This window comes from Tenacibaculum pelagium (assembly GCF_014062345.1).
Taxonomy (GTDB): domain Bacteria; phylum Bacteroidota; class Bacteroidia; order Flavobacteriales; family Flavobacteriaceae; genus Polaribacter; species Polaribacter pelagius.
The window spans coordinates 172,360-185,964 of the sequence record NZ_JACGLS010000003.1 but is presented as its reverse complement, the minus strand read 5'-3'; the positions used below and the strand labels follow the sequence as shown (position 1 = coordinate 185,964).

The window sequence follows — 13,605 nt, the reverse complement described above, 5'->3', positions numbered from 1 at the left end:
GAAAATCTAACGCAATATCGATATTTTTGCTGTCTAATTTGATATAAATTGAGTACAAAAAACATTTACATTTTAGGAATTGAAAGTTCTTGTGACGACACAAGTGCTTCGGTAATTTGCAACGGAAAGGTATTAAGTAATGTGGTTGCTAACCAAGAGATACATGCTAAATACGGTGGTGTTGTTCCTGAGTTAGCTTCGAGAGCACATCAACAAAATATTGTTCCTGTTGTACAACAAGCTATAGAACAAGCTGGAATTACAAAACACGATTTAAATGCTATTGCTTTTACTCGAGGTCCTGGTTTAATGGGTTCTTTATTGGTAGGTACATCCTTTGCTAAGTCGCTAGCATTAGGTTTAAACATTCCTCTGATAGATGTTAATCATATGCAAGCCCATATTTTAGCGCATTTTATTAAAGAAGAGGATAGCATAATTCCTCCTTTTCCTTTTGTTTGCTTAACTATTAGTGGTGGTCATACTCAAATTGTAAAAATTACCAACCATTTTGAAATGGAAATTTTAGGTGAAACAATTGATGATGCAGTAGGGGAAGCTTTTGATAAATCTGCCAAAATTTTAGGTTTACCATACCCTGGAGGACCTTTAGTTGACAAATACGCACAATTAGGAAACCCTAAAGCATTTCCTTTTACCAAACCTAAAGTAGGTGATTTAGAATTTAGTTTTAGTGGTTTAAAAACAGCCATTTTATACTTTATTAGAAAGCAAGAAAAAGAAAACCCAGATTTTATTAAAAAAAATCTTTATGATATTTGCGCTTCGATACAATACACTATTATCGAAATTTTAATGGGCAAATTAAAAAATGCTGTAAAACATACTGACATAAAACACATTGCTATTGCTGGTGGTGTATCTGCAAACTCTGAAATTAGAAAACGATTACAATTAGCTGAAAAACATTGGGGTTGGGCTACATACATTCCTAAGTTTGAATACACAACCGATAATGCAGCTATGATTGCTATTGCTGGATACTTGAAATACTTAAATAATGATTATTCTGATATCTCAGTTACTGCACAAGCTCGATTAAAAGTTACTGAGTAATTTAACTTGATTCTTAAACTAATTTCTAATACCTTTCGCTAACGCTGAATATAAATCATTAAAACGGATTCATATTCCCAAACTAGTTGTACGCAAGCTAAGAAAACCTATAAATAATGAATTATAAGCGAATTGAAATAATCTTTTTAGGAATAGTCTCTTTGATTAGTCTAGTTTTATCTCAATCTGTTATAATTTACAAAACTGAGTACATCGGATTATTTGGGCTTGATCAAAACGCTCCATTCATTTCTATTGTCTTAATAGTTGGAATAAGCTTTATAATGTTTAATCATCTGATTTTAAAAATTTCTGTTTTTAAGAATTTCTTTTATTCTTTAGTTGGAATTACTCTGACTTATATATTTGCAAAAATTATTTTTGGAATTATAATCGGTTTTTTTGTTCGACTAGATAACGGAAAAACACCATTAGGTTGGGAATTTCAATATATGTGGAGCGTGATTCCAATTATGACTGGACTTTTAATCATATTGACAAAATTTTATGGAAAGAGACTTAAAAAGCCAGTGAAAAAAAATGTATAACCGCAATTAAGGCGGATTCAACTACGCTCGGATCCACTCGGAATTGCTCAGACCTGAGCTAACCAAATATAAAAGAAACAAACCCGTAAAAGACGGTTATATGAACCGTTAGCGAAAACTAATAAAAAAAGCCCAAGTTTTAAATTTAAAACTTGGGCTTTTTATTGGTAAGAAGTAAATTACTTCCAGTTTCTTTTATCTTTAATAGAGCAACCTATAGCACGAGTATTATTCTTTTTAGGTTTTTTTCCTTTTATTAAAGCTTCCACTGCATCTTCAACAAAACGTTCTGATACACTATTCTCATCCCTAGAAGAATCATCAATTGCTCCAATATATGCTACCACCAACTTATCGTTATCTTTATTTAAAATGTATACATGTGGTGTTTTTGTTGCTCCATACATTGGATATACTTTTTGTCCCTCGTCAAACAGATAAGGAAATGTAAATCCTTTTTCTTTTGCTCTTGTTTTCATTCCTTCAAAACTATCTCCTCTAGACACTTTTGGGTCGTTAGGATTAATCGCTATTACAGGATACCCCTTTTGTTTATATTTTTTATCTAACGCTATTAATCTATCTTCATTTGCAACCGAGTATGGACACATATTACAGGTAAATACAACAATAAATCCTTTAGCTTCTTTAAAATCGGCCAAAGAGACCATTTTACCATCAATGTTTTTAAGTTTAAAATCAGAAGCGGTATCTCCAACTTTATATCCTTTCGAAGTATTTAATGTAAATGCAGAAATAGCTATAACTACGACTAGCATTACTACTGTTTTAAAAATTTTCATAATTAATTAGTTTAAAAAGGTTTGTAATTCGTTTTTTAACGTTTCGTAATGAAACGATTGCTCATAAAACTTTCTCTTTTTCGAATTATAAATAATTGTTGCAGGTATTGATCCTGACCAATTATCTGCAATATCTTGAATCCAAAATTGTTCATTTTTATCTTCAAAATGAATCACTTTAGATTTTATGTTCTTATTTTTTAAAAATGGAATTAGGTTCGTTTCTAACTGTCTTGAAAAATCTAAACTCACCAAAATAACCTCAACATTTTTATCTTTATACTCTTCATTTAACTTCTCGAAAGCTGGTAATTCTTTTACACACGGCAAACACCAAGTAGCCCAAAAATTAATTACATATGTTTTTTCATCATCCTTATGAAGTAATGGCTTTAACTGCTCATAATTCAAAGTCTCTAGCTTTGCTTTTTCAATATCTTTACTTGAAGCGTTCTCTTTATTTTTACAAGAAAAAGCAATAAAAACTAATAAAATTAATATTCGTAGTTTATACATTCATCAAATTATTTATCTCAAAATTAAGTGATTATCACATTCAAAAAACTGAATTAACGAAACATTAACAAGAAAAAAGTCCTAAAGAAAATTCTTTAGGACTTTAAATTTTTATTAATATACTTATAATTAACAGAAAATTTCGTTTAATAATTTTGCTAAACGTAAACCTCCTTTTTGTAATTGCTCTCTAACAATTGGAAAGTAATCGTAAGAATATCGGTAACGTAACTTATCTCCTGACTTAACTGAACCATATACTTGTTTCGTTAATTTGTGTGTATCGTACATCCAATCGATAACACTTCCTTTTTGAATTGCTTTAATTTGTTCTTTTGATAAATGCTTCGCGTTATCTGCTAACTCCACATAACTCATTCCCCATTTTTCAATTAAGTTTTCATCCCAAACTCTATGTAAGTTAGAACCTTTACCATGCCATTGTACTTGAATCGTATTCCCTCCTTTATCTTCAGATTGACCAATATGCATTGGTTGATGCATATCACCAACTAAATGCACCAACATTTTTAAGTAAAAACGTTTATCAGCAGTTGAACTATTTTTATCTTTTAAGATTTTAACACATTCATTAATTCCTGTGATTAAATCTCCTTTCGGATTTTTTTTCGAATCCTCATATTTTGTATCTAAAGGCATGTTTACATAATGCCAAGTATAAAACTTACCATACGTTTTTCTATCAGATTTTATTTCATCTGCATATGTTGATACAAAAGCTAAACTTTCACCTTGTAATAACTTTTCTATTTTCTTTTTTGCTGATTTCGTTAAATGTTTTTCTGCAATTTTACCTGTAGCTCTATGACCAGTTGGCCCCCAAACATCATTGTTATTTGCTATAGATGAAACACTTATAAAAAACACACTAAGCAATAATAAAACCTTGATTTTCATAAATAAATTTCTGTTAATTTTTCGCTAAAGTATAAAAATATTCATTCAAAAATTTGGTTTTAACATAAAATTACATATATCTTTGTGATATCATTTTAATATCACTTTAATTCAAAACAAACATGAAATCAGAAAAAATCATCAAACCAGCAAACGGTTATTTAATGTTCTTTATAGTATTAGTATTTATTGTAGGCGGTATTATTTTAACCATATCTAACGAAAACCCTATTTATCTACTATTTGTCTTAACAGGTTTTATTACTGCTCTTGGATTTATCTTGGTAAACCCTAATTCATCTAAAGTTTTATTGTTTTTTGGAAAATATGTAGGTACAGTAAAACAAAACGGATTGTATTGGGCGAATCCGTTATACAAAAAGAAAACAGTTTCTTTAAGAGCGAGTAACTTTGATAGTGAACGTTTAAAAGTTAACGACAAATTAGGAAACCCAGTGATGATTTCCACAATTCTAGTATGGCGAGTTACCGAAACATATAAAGCAGCTTTTGATGTAGATAATTACGAAAACTTTGTACGTGTACAAACTGATGCTGCGGTTCGAAAACTTGCAAGTATGTATCCTTATGACAATTTTGCTGATGAAGGTCATGAAGAAGATATTACATTACGTTCTAGTGTAAATGAAGTTTCTGAAGCCCTAGAAAAAGAATTAGAAGAACGTTTAGCAATTGCAGGAATAGAAGTATTAGAGGCTCGTATCGGTTACTTAGCTTATGCTCAAGAAATTGCCAGTGCTATGTTAAAACGCCAACAAGCAACAGCAATTGTGGCTGCTCGCCATAAAATTGTACAAGGTGCTGTAGACATGGTAGATATGGCTTTAGAAGAGTTAAATAAAAAAGAAATTGTTGAGCTAGACGAAGAACGTAAAGCAGCTATGGTTAGTAACTTATTAGTTATTTTATGTGGAGACAAAGAAGCTTCACCGGTAGTAAATACAGGAACTTTAAGTCATTAAGAATATGAAGGAATATAAAGTAGTAAGTTGGAAAGCCGGACTTACAAAGAATAACCAAAAATTAGAAGACACATTAAATCAATATGCTAGAGATGGATGGGTGGTTAAACATATTGCCGAACAATATCCAAGAATAGTTTTTGAAAGAGATAAAAATAGATAAATATGAAAGTTTTTAAAGAAGAACAACGGTTTACGCAAACTTGGTTAATTGCTTTATTAGGAATTAGTATTGTCATACCAATAATATTAATTACAAAGGAGTACTTAGAGAAAAACTCTAGTATGACAACCAATGAGTTTTTATTAACCTTAGGAGGAATTATCGTATCTCTTTCATTTATTTTCTTCTTTAAACTAACTACTAAAATTGACGAAACAGGTATTCATTATCAATTTTTCCCATTTCATTTTTCTTTACGATTGATTAAATGGTCAGAAATTGATAAAGCTTATGTAAGAACATATGACCCAATATCAGAATATGGTGGATGGGGGTTAAAAGGAGGTTCTCTTTGGAATAAAAAGAATGGAACAGCAATCAATGTATCTGGAGATATTGGAATTCAATTAGAACTAAAAAATGGAAAAAGAATATTAATTGGCACTCAAAAAGAAAATGAGGCTAAACGTGTTTTAGAAAACTATAAAAACAAATTATTATGATACGAGTTATAACATTCACTATCATTTACATTTTTAGTATTATTGTTTCTTTTATAAATTAAAAATAATGGCAAAAAAGAAAGCATTTGCACTTCGTATAAATGAAGACATGATAAAAGCCATTGAAAAATGGGCTTCAGACGAATTTCGTTCTACAAACGGACAAATCGAATGGATGCTTATGCAAGCACTTAAAGAAGCAAAACGCGAACCTAAAAAGAAAGAAGAGTAAATTTAATTTCTTAATAAAATGTTAAAAGCCATTCAGTAAATTATTGAGTGGTTTTCTATTTTGTACCTTGTCTTCTTATCAATAATATATCAATGAAAAAACTACTACCAATCTTTTTTTTACTTATAACTCCATTACTATTTTCTCAAGAATTCTCAATGGATTTAGTTAAAAAAATGAAACCAAGAAACATCGGCCCAGGAGGAATGTCTGGTCGTGTAACAACAATTGACGTTGTACAATCAAACCCAGATGTTATGTACGTAGGAACTGCTTCTGGCGGTATTTGGAAATCTACATCAGGCGGAGTTAAATGGAAACCAATTTTCGAAAAAGAAGTTACAGCATCTATTGGTGCTTTAGCTATTCAGCAATCAAACCCAAGTGTTATTTGGGCTGGTACAGGAGAAGGAAATCCTCGTAACAGTTTAAACGGAGGTTATGGAATTTATAAATCTTTAGATGCTGGAAAAACATGGAAAGCCATGGGGCTGGAAAAAACACGTCATATTCATCGTGTAATAATTGACCCTACAAATCCAAACATTGTTTATGTTGGCGCAATAGGCTCACCTTGGGGAGAACACAAAGAACGTGGTGTTTATAAAACTACTGATGGTGGTAAAACATGGAAACAAATTTTATACAACAACATAAAAACTGGAGCAGCTGATTTAATTATGGATCCAACAAATCCGAATAAATTAATTGCTGCAATGTGGGAACACAAACGTGATCCTTGGTTTTTTAATTCAGGTGGAAAAGGAAGTGGATTATATATTACTCATGACGGTGGAGAAAACTGGAAAAAAATCACAGATAAGGAAGGTTTTCCTAAAGGAGATTTAGGAAGAATTGGTGTTGCTATTTCTCGCTCAAACCCAAATGTAATTTATGCTTTGGTTGAAGCTAAAAAAAATGCACTTTACAAAAGTGAAGACGGAGGCTTTAAGTGGAAAATGATTAATAATAAATCAGGTAATAGAGGTATTGGAAACAGACCTTTTTATTATTCTGAAATCTATGTAGATCCTCAAAACGAAAATCGCCTATACTCTATTTACACCTATGTAAATGTTTCACAAGACGGTGGTAAATCTTTTAAACAATTAATGCCAGCTTATGGCGTAGACAACGGGGTTCATCCAGATCATCATGCTTGGTGGATAGATCCAAATAATGGTAAATATATGATTGATGGAAATGATGGTGGATTAAACATTACCAAAGATGGAGGAAAAACATGGCGCTTTATCGGAAATTTACCAGTAGCTCAGTTTTATCATATAAATGTTGATAATGAATTCCCTTATAATGTTTACGGCGGAATGCAAGACAATGGTTCTTGGCGTGGTCCAGCTTATGTCTGGAAAGCCCAAGGAATTCGAAATTCTTATTGGCAAGAAATTAGTTTTGGTGATGGTTTTGATGTAGTACCAGATAGAGATGACTCTCGCTACGGTTGGACAATGAGTCAGCAAGGATATGTTTCTCGTTATGATTATAAAACAGGTAATAATTATACAGTTCGTCCAACGCACCCAGATGCAAAAGTTAAATTGCGTTTTAATTGGAATGCTGCCATAAATATTGATCCATTCGATAATTCAACTTTATATTTCGGAAGTCAGTTTGTGCATAAATCAACCGATAAAGGATTAACTTGGAAAGTTATTTCTCCAGATTTAACAACCAACGATCCTAGCAAACAAAAACAATCAGAAAGCGGTGGATTAACAATGGATGCGACTGGAGCAGAAAATCATACTACTATTTTAGTGATTGAACCTTCTCCTTTAGAAAAAAACATGCTTTGGATAGCCACTGATGATGGACAAATACAAATCACAAAAAACGATGGTGCTACCTGGAAAAATGTTTCAAAAAACATAAAGGGTTTACCTACAAACAGCTGGATTACACAAATAAAAGCATCCAACAAAAACAAAGGTGAAGCTTTATTAGTAGCAAATGATTATCGTCGTTTTAATTATTCGCCTTATGTGTACAGAACCAAAGATTATGGAAAAACATGGGAACGAATTGTTGATTCTAACGATGTAGAAAGTTATACATTAAGTATTGTAGAAGACCCTATTGAAGCTAACTTATTATTTTTAGGTACTGATGATGGTTTATACATTTCTATAGATGCTGGTAAAAAATGGACAAAATGGACGCAAGGTTTTCCTACTGTTTCTGTAAAAGATTTAGTAATTCATCCACGTGAACACGATTTAGTTATCGGTACTTTTGGTAGAGCTGCTTGGGTTTTAGACGATATCAGTCCACTACGAGAAATCGCTAAAAATCAAAACACACTTAAAAATAAGTTAGAATTATTTAAACCTCCTACGACTTATATGACAGCTTATCAGCAACCTACTGGAAGTAGATTTGGTGGTGATGCGTTGTACAATGGTGAAAACAGAAAACGTGGTGCAGCGATTTCTTACTATATCAATAAACCAAAAAAGAAAATTGATACTTCAAAAAAAGTAAAAGAAGTTAAAAAAGAAGAGACTCCAAAAATAAAATACGATTCGATTAAACTTGAAATTTTTGATGGCACAAGATTAATTAGAACATTAAAACATAAAACTCCAAAAGAAAATGGTATTCATAAAACCTATTGGTATTTAAATGAGAAAGGTGTAGCAAGACCATCTAGAACTATTAGAAAACAAAAAAGAGAACCTAGTGGTGTTCGTGTAAAACCAGGGACTTATCGTTTAAAAATGACTTTCGGAGATCAAACTTCAGAGCAAAGCATTAAAGTTGAATCTGACCCAAGACTTACCACTTCTGAGGCCGCTATCAATCAAAAATATAATACCAGTAAAGAGTTACAAGAATATCAAAAAACTATAGCTGATGCAGTAAAACAATTAGTTGAGAGTAAAAAAATTGTTAAAGGCTATAAAACAAAGTTTACCAAAGAAGATAAAAAGAAATATAAAGAGCAAATAAAAGCATCTGCCGATATTACTAAAAAAATAGATACACTAATTGCCGTCTATTTAGGTAAAGTTGACAAGAGACAAGGGATTATTAGAAACCCAGAAGTTACAGTTAACCAACGTTTAGGAACTGCTCGCTGGTATGTTGGTTCTCGATTTGGAGAACAAACTGATACTGAAAAACAACTAATTGATCAATTAAAAATTTCTTTAAAAGAAGCACTTGAAAAAACCAATACGTTTTTTAATACTGATTGGAAGGAATATCAAAAATCTGTTGAAAATATAACTATTTCTCCTTTTAAGAAAACCAAAGTTTTTTCAATAAAATAAAAGTAAGTAATTTTTTATCTATAAAAAGAAATCTCCTTTTCAGGAGATTTCTTTTTATTTTTAAGTAAATAAAAGGTAATAAAAAAATATAGCTAATAAATAAACCTGTGTAACGATCATAAAAATGAATGCCAAGAGTATTTGAACACCAATAGCTGTTATCCATTTAATTTGATAAATATGCTTCATCAAATATACAATGAGCATAAAAGTGATTATCATTAAAAACAACATAAAACCTCCTGAAAAATTAAAAAGCAATGTTATTAATACTAATAGTAAACTTGTCCAATTTGCAGTTCCGAATAAGTAACAATGTATGGCTAAATTCTCTGCATAATTATATTTTTTTCTAAAAAACAAATAAGTCACTAGCCCTACAACAGGTACAGCAAAAAGATAAATTATATTCATCGAAGACATATAAAACTCTTGAGCTAATAAGAATTTTTCGAAAAGTTCAGCATCGAACATTTTTTCAAGTCCTTCAAACATCTTTTTATTCCCTTTATTAGCATTAGTCATAAAGTCTTTAAATCCTTTATGATAATTAACAAACAAGGTATAAACTGCTACACTAAACAATAAATATTTTAATGGATTAGTTAAATATTTTCTATCTTTTGAAGTGTACGTTTTTATTGCTTGAAACGGTTTCTTAAATAATGTAATATAGGTAAACGGAATTCCTTTCTCTAAATTTAAAAAAGCAAATAATTCAGTTTTTAACTCCGCAATTGATAAATTTTCAATCTCTTCTTCCATAGTTTTTTCATAAATAAATGTAGGTAAATGTACTATTTTCATATAAGTTTTAAAAAATTCTTCTTTTCCTTACTTTTGCACTCTTAATACAATATCTAAAAATGAAAAAAACAATAACCTTTTTATTATTCTTATTAACCATTAGTAGTCATGCTCAATCAAATCCAGAAAAAGAATTTGGAGCTTGGTATATGTATAATGGCTCACATAAAGTCGCATATAAATTCAGCTTAAAAACTATGGCACATTTCCGTTTTTTTGAAATTGGTGATGACATGCAACAATTTATTGGTCGATTAGGTGGTAACTATCAATTTAATAAAACTGTTAGTGCTACTATTGGGTATGCTTATTTGAGCACCGACCGTACATTTAATGTTTCGAAAGGTGATTTTAGTGATCATCGTATTTACGAAGATTTAAATGTAAAACATAAATTATCAGATTTAGGTATTGCTCATCGTTTAAGAGCTGAGCAACGTTTTTTTGAATCAAGAACAGGTCATTTTATTCGTTATCAATTAGGTTTAAGTTATCCATTATCTAAAAAATGGTCAACTTATTTATATGACGAAATCTTCTTTGATTTTGACGGACAATCTTACAATCAAAATTGGTTTGGAACTGGTTTTAAATATAAACTTTCTGATGTTGTAAAATTACAAGTTGGTTATATGAATATTTCAAATGACGCTAGTAGAAGCTTTGACAGAATTCAATTAGGAATTGCTATAAGTACTGACCACAGAAAAAAGACTAAGTAATTTTCATACTTTAGCAAAAAACTAACATTAAAATGACTGCACCTACTTTTACAAACGATGCTATTGTATTCGGAATCTTGATGATATCGTTAGGATTTGTATTTTATACTGAATCTAAAACTTCAGGCTTTTGGCATAAATTCTATAAAATAGTTCCAGGATTATTCATGGCTTATTTTATTCCTGCAATATTCACTACTCTTGGAGTTATTGCTCCTGAATGGGAAACATTGAATACAGCTGGCGAAGCTGTAAAAGGGAAATCTCAATTATACTATGTTGCTAGTAGATTTTTATTGCCTGCTGCTTTGGTTTTAATGACCTTAAGCATCGATTTAAAAGCAATATTTAATCTAGGTTCAAAAGCATTAATTATGTTTTTTACAGGAACTGTAGGTATTATTATTGGTGGCCCTTTAGCAATTTTATTAATTTCAATATTTTCTCCAGAAACAGTTGGCGGAGTTGGGTTTGATGCTGTATGGAGAGGTTTATCAACTCTAGCTGGAAGCTGGATTGGTGGAGGTGCTAACCAAACTGCGATGTTAGAGATTTATCAATATAATCCAGCAAAATATGGAGGTATGGTATTTGTTGATATTGTAGTTGCTAATATTTGGATGGCTATTTTGTTAATCGGAATTGGTAGAAAAGATAAAATTAATAAATGGTTAAAAGCAGATACTTCAGCTATTGAAGAGTTAAAAGAAAAAGTATCTAGCTTTACACAAAGTGTAAAAAGAAACCCTTCGTTAACAGATTTAATGATTATGCTTGCCATAGCGTTTGGAACCGTTGGTTTTGGCCATTTTGCAGCTTCTTACTTAAGTTCTTTATTTAGCGATCTAGTTGCCGGAATTGAATCAGAAACTTGGAAAAATGTTTTCACCTTTTTAGGGTCTAGTTTCTTTTGGTTAATTAGTATTTCAACAATTATTGCAATTATTTTATCGTTTACAAAAGCTAAGAACTACGAAGGCGCTGGTGCTAGTAAATTAGGAAGTGTATTTATTTACATCTTAGTAGCTACTATTGGAATGAAAATGGACTTAGCAATGATTTTTGATAATTTAGGCTTAATCGCAATTGGTCTTGTTTGGATGAGTATTCATGCTGGTTTATTAATATTAGTCGCTAAACTAATTAGAGCTCCTTACTTCTTTTTAGCAGTTGGTAGTCAAGCAAACGTTGGTGGTGCTGCTTCTGCTCCTATTGTAGCTTCTGCATTTCACCCATCTTTAGCAACTGTTGGTGTTTTATTAGCCGTATTTGGTTATGCTATTGGAACTGTTGGAGCTATCTTGTGTACAATTTTAATGGAAATAGCCTCTAAAGTTTAGTAGATTTCTGCATATTTGCAATTCAAAATTTTATTTCAGATGAAAAAACTTTTAGCCATTTTCGTATTGGCAATTATAGCTATCGCATGTTCTTCTAAAAAAGAAGGAAACATGATTGTTAAAGGTCAAATTAAAGGATTAAAAAAAGGTACGCTTTATCTTCAAAAAATGAATGATACCCTTTTAGTGTCTGTCGATTCTATGGCTTTATTAGGTAGCGATAAATTTACATTAACAGATAATGTAGACACTCCTGTTATGTATTACTTAACTTTTGATGGTAATACTAAAGACAAACACTTAATGTTTTTTGGAGAAAAAGGAGAAATTACCATTAATGATGATGTTGAAAACTTTGGTGTTAATCCAGAAATAAAAGGATCTAAAAATCAAGAAGTAATGGATAAGTTCCGTGAAATTGATGCTAGGTTTAGAGACCAACGTTTAGATTTTATTAAAAAAGATCTTGAAGCACGTCAAAGTGGTGATGAAGAATTAATAAAACAACTAGAAGCTGATTATAAAAAAATGATGCGTCGTCGTTTCTTATTCTCAACAAACTATGCTATTGCAAATGCTGATAGTGAGGCTGCTCCTTACATTGCTTTATCAGAATTATTTGATGCTAACATTCAATTATTAGATACTATTAATAATAGTTTAACTGATAAAGTTAAAGCTTCAGATTACGGTAAACGTTTACAAAAGTTTGTAAGCAATATTAAGGCTAAAGAAGCTAAGTAATTTTACTTTTCACATAAAACAAAAAACTCGATACAAATTGTATCGAGTTTTTTGTTCTATAATTATTGATATTAAATTTTAAATGAAAGTACCGGTAACTTACTGTGATTCGCAATGTCCTCTGAAATACTTCCTTCAAAAAAGTGAGAAATTCCTTTTCTACCATGGGTGGCTACAGCCAAAATATCCGACTCACTTTTGTTGGTATAATATAACACTCCCTTTTCTACTGAATAATCAGAGATTACTTTTACTTTAGAAACTTCATTTATATCTTCATTAGTTTTATTAAAAAACTGAACCATCTTTTCTTCAATCTCTTTTGTACTTTTAAACTTTGTATTTGGTGTACTAACATACACTAACTGTAAACTGCAATTCAATTTTTCGAAAAAAGTTTTCGCTTCTAAATAAGGACTAACATCATCATCAGAAAAATCACATGCGAAAACTGCTTTCTCTAATTTACTAACTATCGGAGTGTCTTTTACCACTAATACAGGTACATGAGCGTAACGAATTACCTTTTCGGTATTAGAACCAATAAACATTTCTTTTAGTCCGCTAGTTCCTTTAGATCCCATAACTATTAAATCGGCATTCTCTTCTCTTGCTAGTTCATCTAATTCACTAAAAATTTTAAAGTGTTTTATAATTGGTTTTACCTTTACTTCTGATAAATAATCTTTTTGCAAAAATTTATTAAACCTCTTTTCAGCTAGTTTTAAATAGAACACAGTTTCTTGCTGAGCGTAACTTTCTGATTGACTTATAATAGCATTCGAAAGTTCTAGCATATGAACAACTAAAACCTCAGCATCAGATTGTTTTGCTAAAAAAGCAGCGGTTTGTAAAGCGTTTTCTGAATATATTGAAAAGTCGACTGGTACAATTATTTTTTTCATAATAGGGTAATTTATTGGTTTAACTTCTAGTATAAAGTTACTTTACATTCT

At 30.8% G+C, this 13,605-nt stretch carries 15 protein-coding genes; 10 read left to right on the top strand and 5 right to left on the bottom strand.

From position 1 onward, the window contains the following. Nucleotides 1-48: 48 nt before the first annotated feature. Complete coding sequence (gene tsaD, locus H3Z83_RS07940) at nt 49-1,077, top strand: tRNA (adenosine(37)-N6)-threonylcarbamoyltransferase complex transferase subunit TsaD (RefSeq protein WP_182124944.1); 1,029 nt, start codon at nt 49-51, stop codon at nt 1,075-1,077. Nucleotides 1,078-1,193: 116 nt separating this feature from the next. Then, nucleotides 1,194-1,625: a hypothetical protein gene (locus tag H3Z83_RS07935; protein WP_182124943.1), complete on the top strand. Its 432-nt coding sequence runs from the start codon at nt 1,194-1,196 to the stop codon at nt 1,623-1,625. A gap of 179 nt (nt 1,626-1,804) precedes the next feature. Here H3Z83_RS07935 and H3Z83_RS07930 read toward each other — a convergent pair whose 3' ends face one another. The 3 genes from H3Z83_RS07930 to H3Z83_RS07920 all read right to left on the bottom strand — a co-directional run bounded on the left by H3Z83_RS07930 (nt 1,805) and on the right by H3Z83_RS07920 (nt 3,862). Next, a complete protein-coding gene (locus tag H3Z83_RS07930; RefSeq protein WP_182124942.1) occupies nt 1,805-2,428 on the bottom strand; it encodes a thioredoxin family protein in 624 nt (207 codons plus the stop codon). A 6-nt stretch (nt 2,429-2,434) separates the two neighbouring features. Further along, complete coding sequence (locus tag H3Z83_RS07925; protein WP_182124941.1) at nt 2,435-2,944, bottom strand: TlpA disulfide reductase family protein; 510 nt, start codon at nt 2,942-2,944, stop codon at nt 2,435-2,437. Nucleotides 2,945-3,073: 129 nt separating this feature from the next. After that, nucleotides 3,074-3,862 (bottom strand): S1/P1 nuclease, encoded by a 789-nt coding sequence (locus H3Z83_RS07920; RefSeq protein WP_182124940.1) that lies wholly within the window; start codon nt 3,860-3,862, stop codon nt 3,074-3,076. Nucleotides 3,863-3,984: 122 nt separating this feature from the next. On the opposite strand from H3Z83_RS07920, the gene H3Z83_RS07915 reads away from it, so the two are divergent. The 5 genes from H3Z83_RS07915 (at nt 3,985) to H3Z83_RS07895 (ending at nt 9,036) form a co-directional block, all read left to right on the top strand. Next, on the top strand, nt 3,985-4,845 hold the full coding sequence (locus H3Z83_RS07915) for an SPFH domain-containing protein (RefSeq protein WP_182124939.1): 861 nt from the start codon (nt 3,985-3,987) through the stop codon (nt 4,843-4,845). A gap of 4 nt (nt 4,846-4,849) precedes the next feature. After that, the gene (locus tag H3Z83_RS07910; protein ID WP_182124938.1) at nt 4,850-5,008 is read left to right on the top strand and encodes a DUF4177 domain-containing protein; all 159 of its coding nucleotides are present in this window, start codon (nt 4,850-4,852) and stop codon (nt 5,006-5,008) included. Nucleotides 5,009-5,010: 2 nt separating this feature from the next. Next, nucleotides 5,011-5,511 carry a hypothetical protein gene (locus tag H3Z83_RS07905; protein ID WP_182124937.1) on the top strand — a complete coding sequence of 167 codons (501 nt, stop codon included), beginning with the start codon at nt 5,011-5,013 and terminating at the stop codon, nt 5,509-5,511. Nucleotides 5,512-5,578: 67 nt separating this feature from the next. Then, a complete protein-coding gene (locus H3Z83_RS07900; protein ID WP_182124936.1) occupies nt 5,579-5,743 on the top strand; it encodes an Arc family DNA binding domain-containing protein in 165 nt (54 codons plus the stop codon). Between the two features lie 92 nt (nt 5,744-5,835). After that, nucleotides 5,836-9,036 (top strand): VPS10 domain-containing protein, encoded by a 3,201-nt coding sequence (locus H3Z83_RS07895; RefSeq protein WP_182124935.1) that lies wholly within the window; start codon nt 5,836-5,838, stop codon nt 9,034-9,036. A 60-nt stretch (nt 9,037-9,096) separates the two neighbouring features. Here H3Z83_RS07895 and H3Z83_RS07890 read toward each other — a convergent pair whose 3' ends face one another. Continuing rightward, nucleotides 9,097-9,843: a DUF3667 domain-containing protein gene (locus H3Z83_RS07890; protein WP_182124934.1), complete on the bottom strand. Its 747-nt coding sequence runs from the start codon at nt 9,841-9,843 to the stop codon at nt 9,097-9,099. A 59-nt stretch (nt 9,844-9,902) separates the two neighbouring features. Here H3Z83_RS07890 and H3Z83_RS07885 point away from each other — a divergent pair, with 59 nt between their 5' ends. From H3Z83_RS07885 to H3Z83_RS07875, 3 genes are read left to right on the top strand one after another with little or no spacing between them, the layout of a single operon-like run. Next, nucleotides 9,903-10,565, top strand: coding sequence for a DUF2490 domain-containing protein (locus H3Z83_RS07885; protein ID WP_182124933.1), 663 nt, complete (start codon nt 9,903-9,905; stop codon nt 10,563-10,565). Nucleotides 10,566-10,597: 32 nt separating this feature from the next. Continuing rightward, a complete protein-coding gene (locus H3Z83_RS07880; protein ID WP_182124932.1) occupies nt 10,598-11,905 on the top strand; it encodes a DUF819 family protein in 1,308 nt (435 codons plus the stop codon). A 39-nt stretch (nt 11,906-11,944) separates the two neighbouring features. Beyond that, nucleotides 11,945-12,649: a DUF4369 domain-containing protein gene (locus H3Z83_RS07875; RefSeq protein ID WP_182124931.1), complete on the top strand. Its 705-nt coding sequence runs from the start codon at nt 11,945-11,947 to the stop codon at nt 12,647-12,649. 71 nt (nt 12,650-12,720) lie between these two features. On the opposite strand, the gene H3Z83_RS07870 is transcribed toward H3Z83_RS07875, so the two are convergent. After that, nucleotides 12,721-13,554 carry a universal stress protein gene (locus tag H3Z83_RS07870; protein WP_182124930.1) on the bottom strand — a complete coding sequence of 278 codons (834 nt, stop codon included), beginning with the start codon at nt 13,552-13,554 and terminating at the stop codon, nt 12,721-12,723. Between the last annotated feature and the right edge of the window lie 51 nt (nt 13,555-13,605).

What these genes read in the sequence shown, in the direction of transcription:
- H3Z83_RS07920 (WP_182124940.1), bottom strand. Translation starts at nt 3,862, where the DNA reads ATGAAAATCAAGGTTTTATTATTGCTTAGTGTGTTTTTTATAAGTGTT.
- H3Z83_RS07885 (WP_182124933.1), top strand. Translation starts at nt 9,903, where the DNA reads ATGAAAAAAACAATAACCTTTTTATTATTCTTATTAACCATTAGTAGT.
- H3Z83_RS07935 (WP_182124943.1), top strand. Translation starts at nt 1,194, where the DNA reads ATGAATTATAAGCGAATTGAAATAATCTTTTTAGGAATAGTCTCTTTG.
- H3Z83_RS07905 (WP_182124937.1), top strand. Translation starts at nt 5,011, where the DNA reads ATGAAAGTTTTTAAAGAAGAACAACGGTTTACGCAAACTTGGTTAATT.
- H3Z83_RS07910 (WP_182124938.1), top strand. Translation starts at nt 4,850, where the DNA reads ATGAAGGAATATAAAGTAGTAAGTTGGAAAGCCGGACTTACAAAGAAT.
- H3Z83_RS07890 (WP_182124934.1), bottom strand. Translation starts at nt 9,843, where the DNA reads ATGAAAATAGTACATTTACCTACATTTATTTATGAAAAAACTATGGAA.
- H3Z83_RS07900 (WP_182124936.1), top strand. Translation starts at nt 5,579, where the DNA reads ATGGCAAAAAAGAAAGCATTTGCACTTCGTATAAATGAAGACATGATA.
- H3Z83_RS07930 (WP_182124942.1), bottom strand. Translation starts at nt 2,428, where the DNA reads ATGAAAATTTTTAAAACAGTAGTAATGCTAGTCGTAGTTATAGCTATT.
- H3Z83_RS07870 (WP_182124930.1), bottom strand. Translation starts at nt 13,554, where the DNA reads ATGAAAAAAATAATTGTACCAGTCGACTTTTCAATATATTCAGAAAAC.
- H3Z83_RS07915 (WP_182124939.1), top strand. Translation starts at nt 3,985, where the DNA reads ATGAAATCAGAAAAAATCATCAAACCAGCAAACGGTTATTTAATGTTC.
- H3Z83_RS07895 (WP_182124935.1), top strand. Translation starts at nt 5,836, where the DNA reads ATGAAAAAACTACTACCAATCTTTTTTTTACTTATAACTCCATTACTA.
- H3Z83_RS07925 (WP_182124941.1), bottom strand. Translation starts at nt 2,944, where the DNA reads ATGTATAAACTACGAATATTAATTTTATTAGTTTTTATTGCTTTTTCT.
- H3Z83_RS07875 (WP_182124931.1), top strand. Translation starts at nt 11,945, where the DNA reads ATGAAAAAACTTTTAGCCATTTTCGTATTGGCAATTATAGCTATCGCA.
- H3Z83_RS07880 (WP_182124932.1), top strand. Translation starts at nt 10,598, where the DNA reads ATGACTGCACCTACTTTTACAAACGATGCTATTGTATTCGGAATCTTG.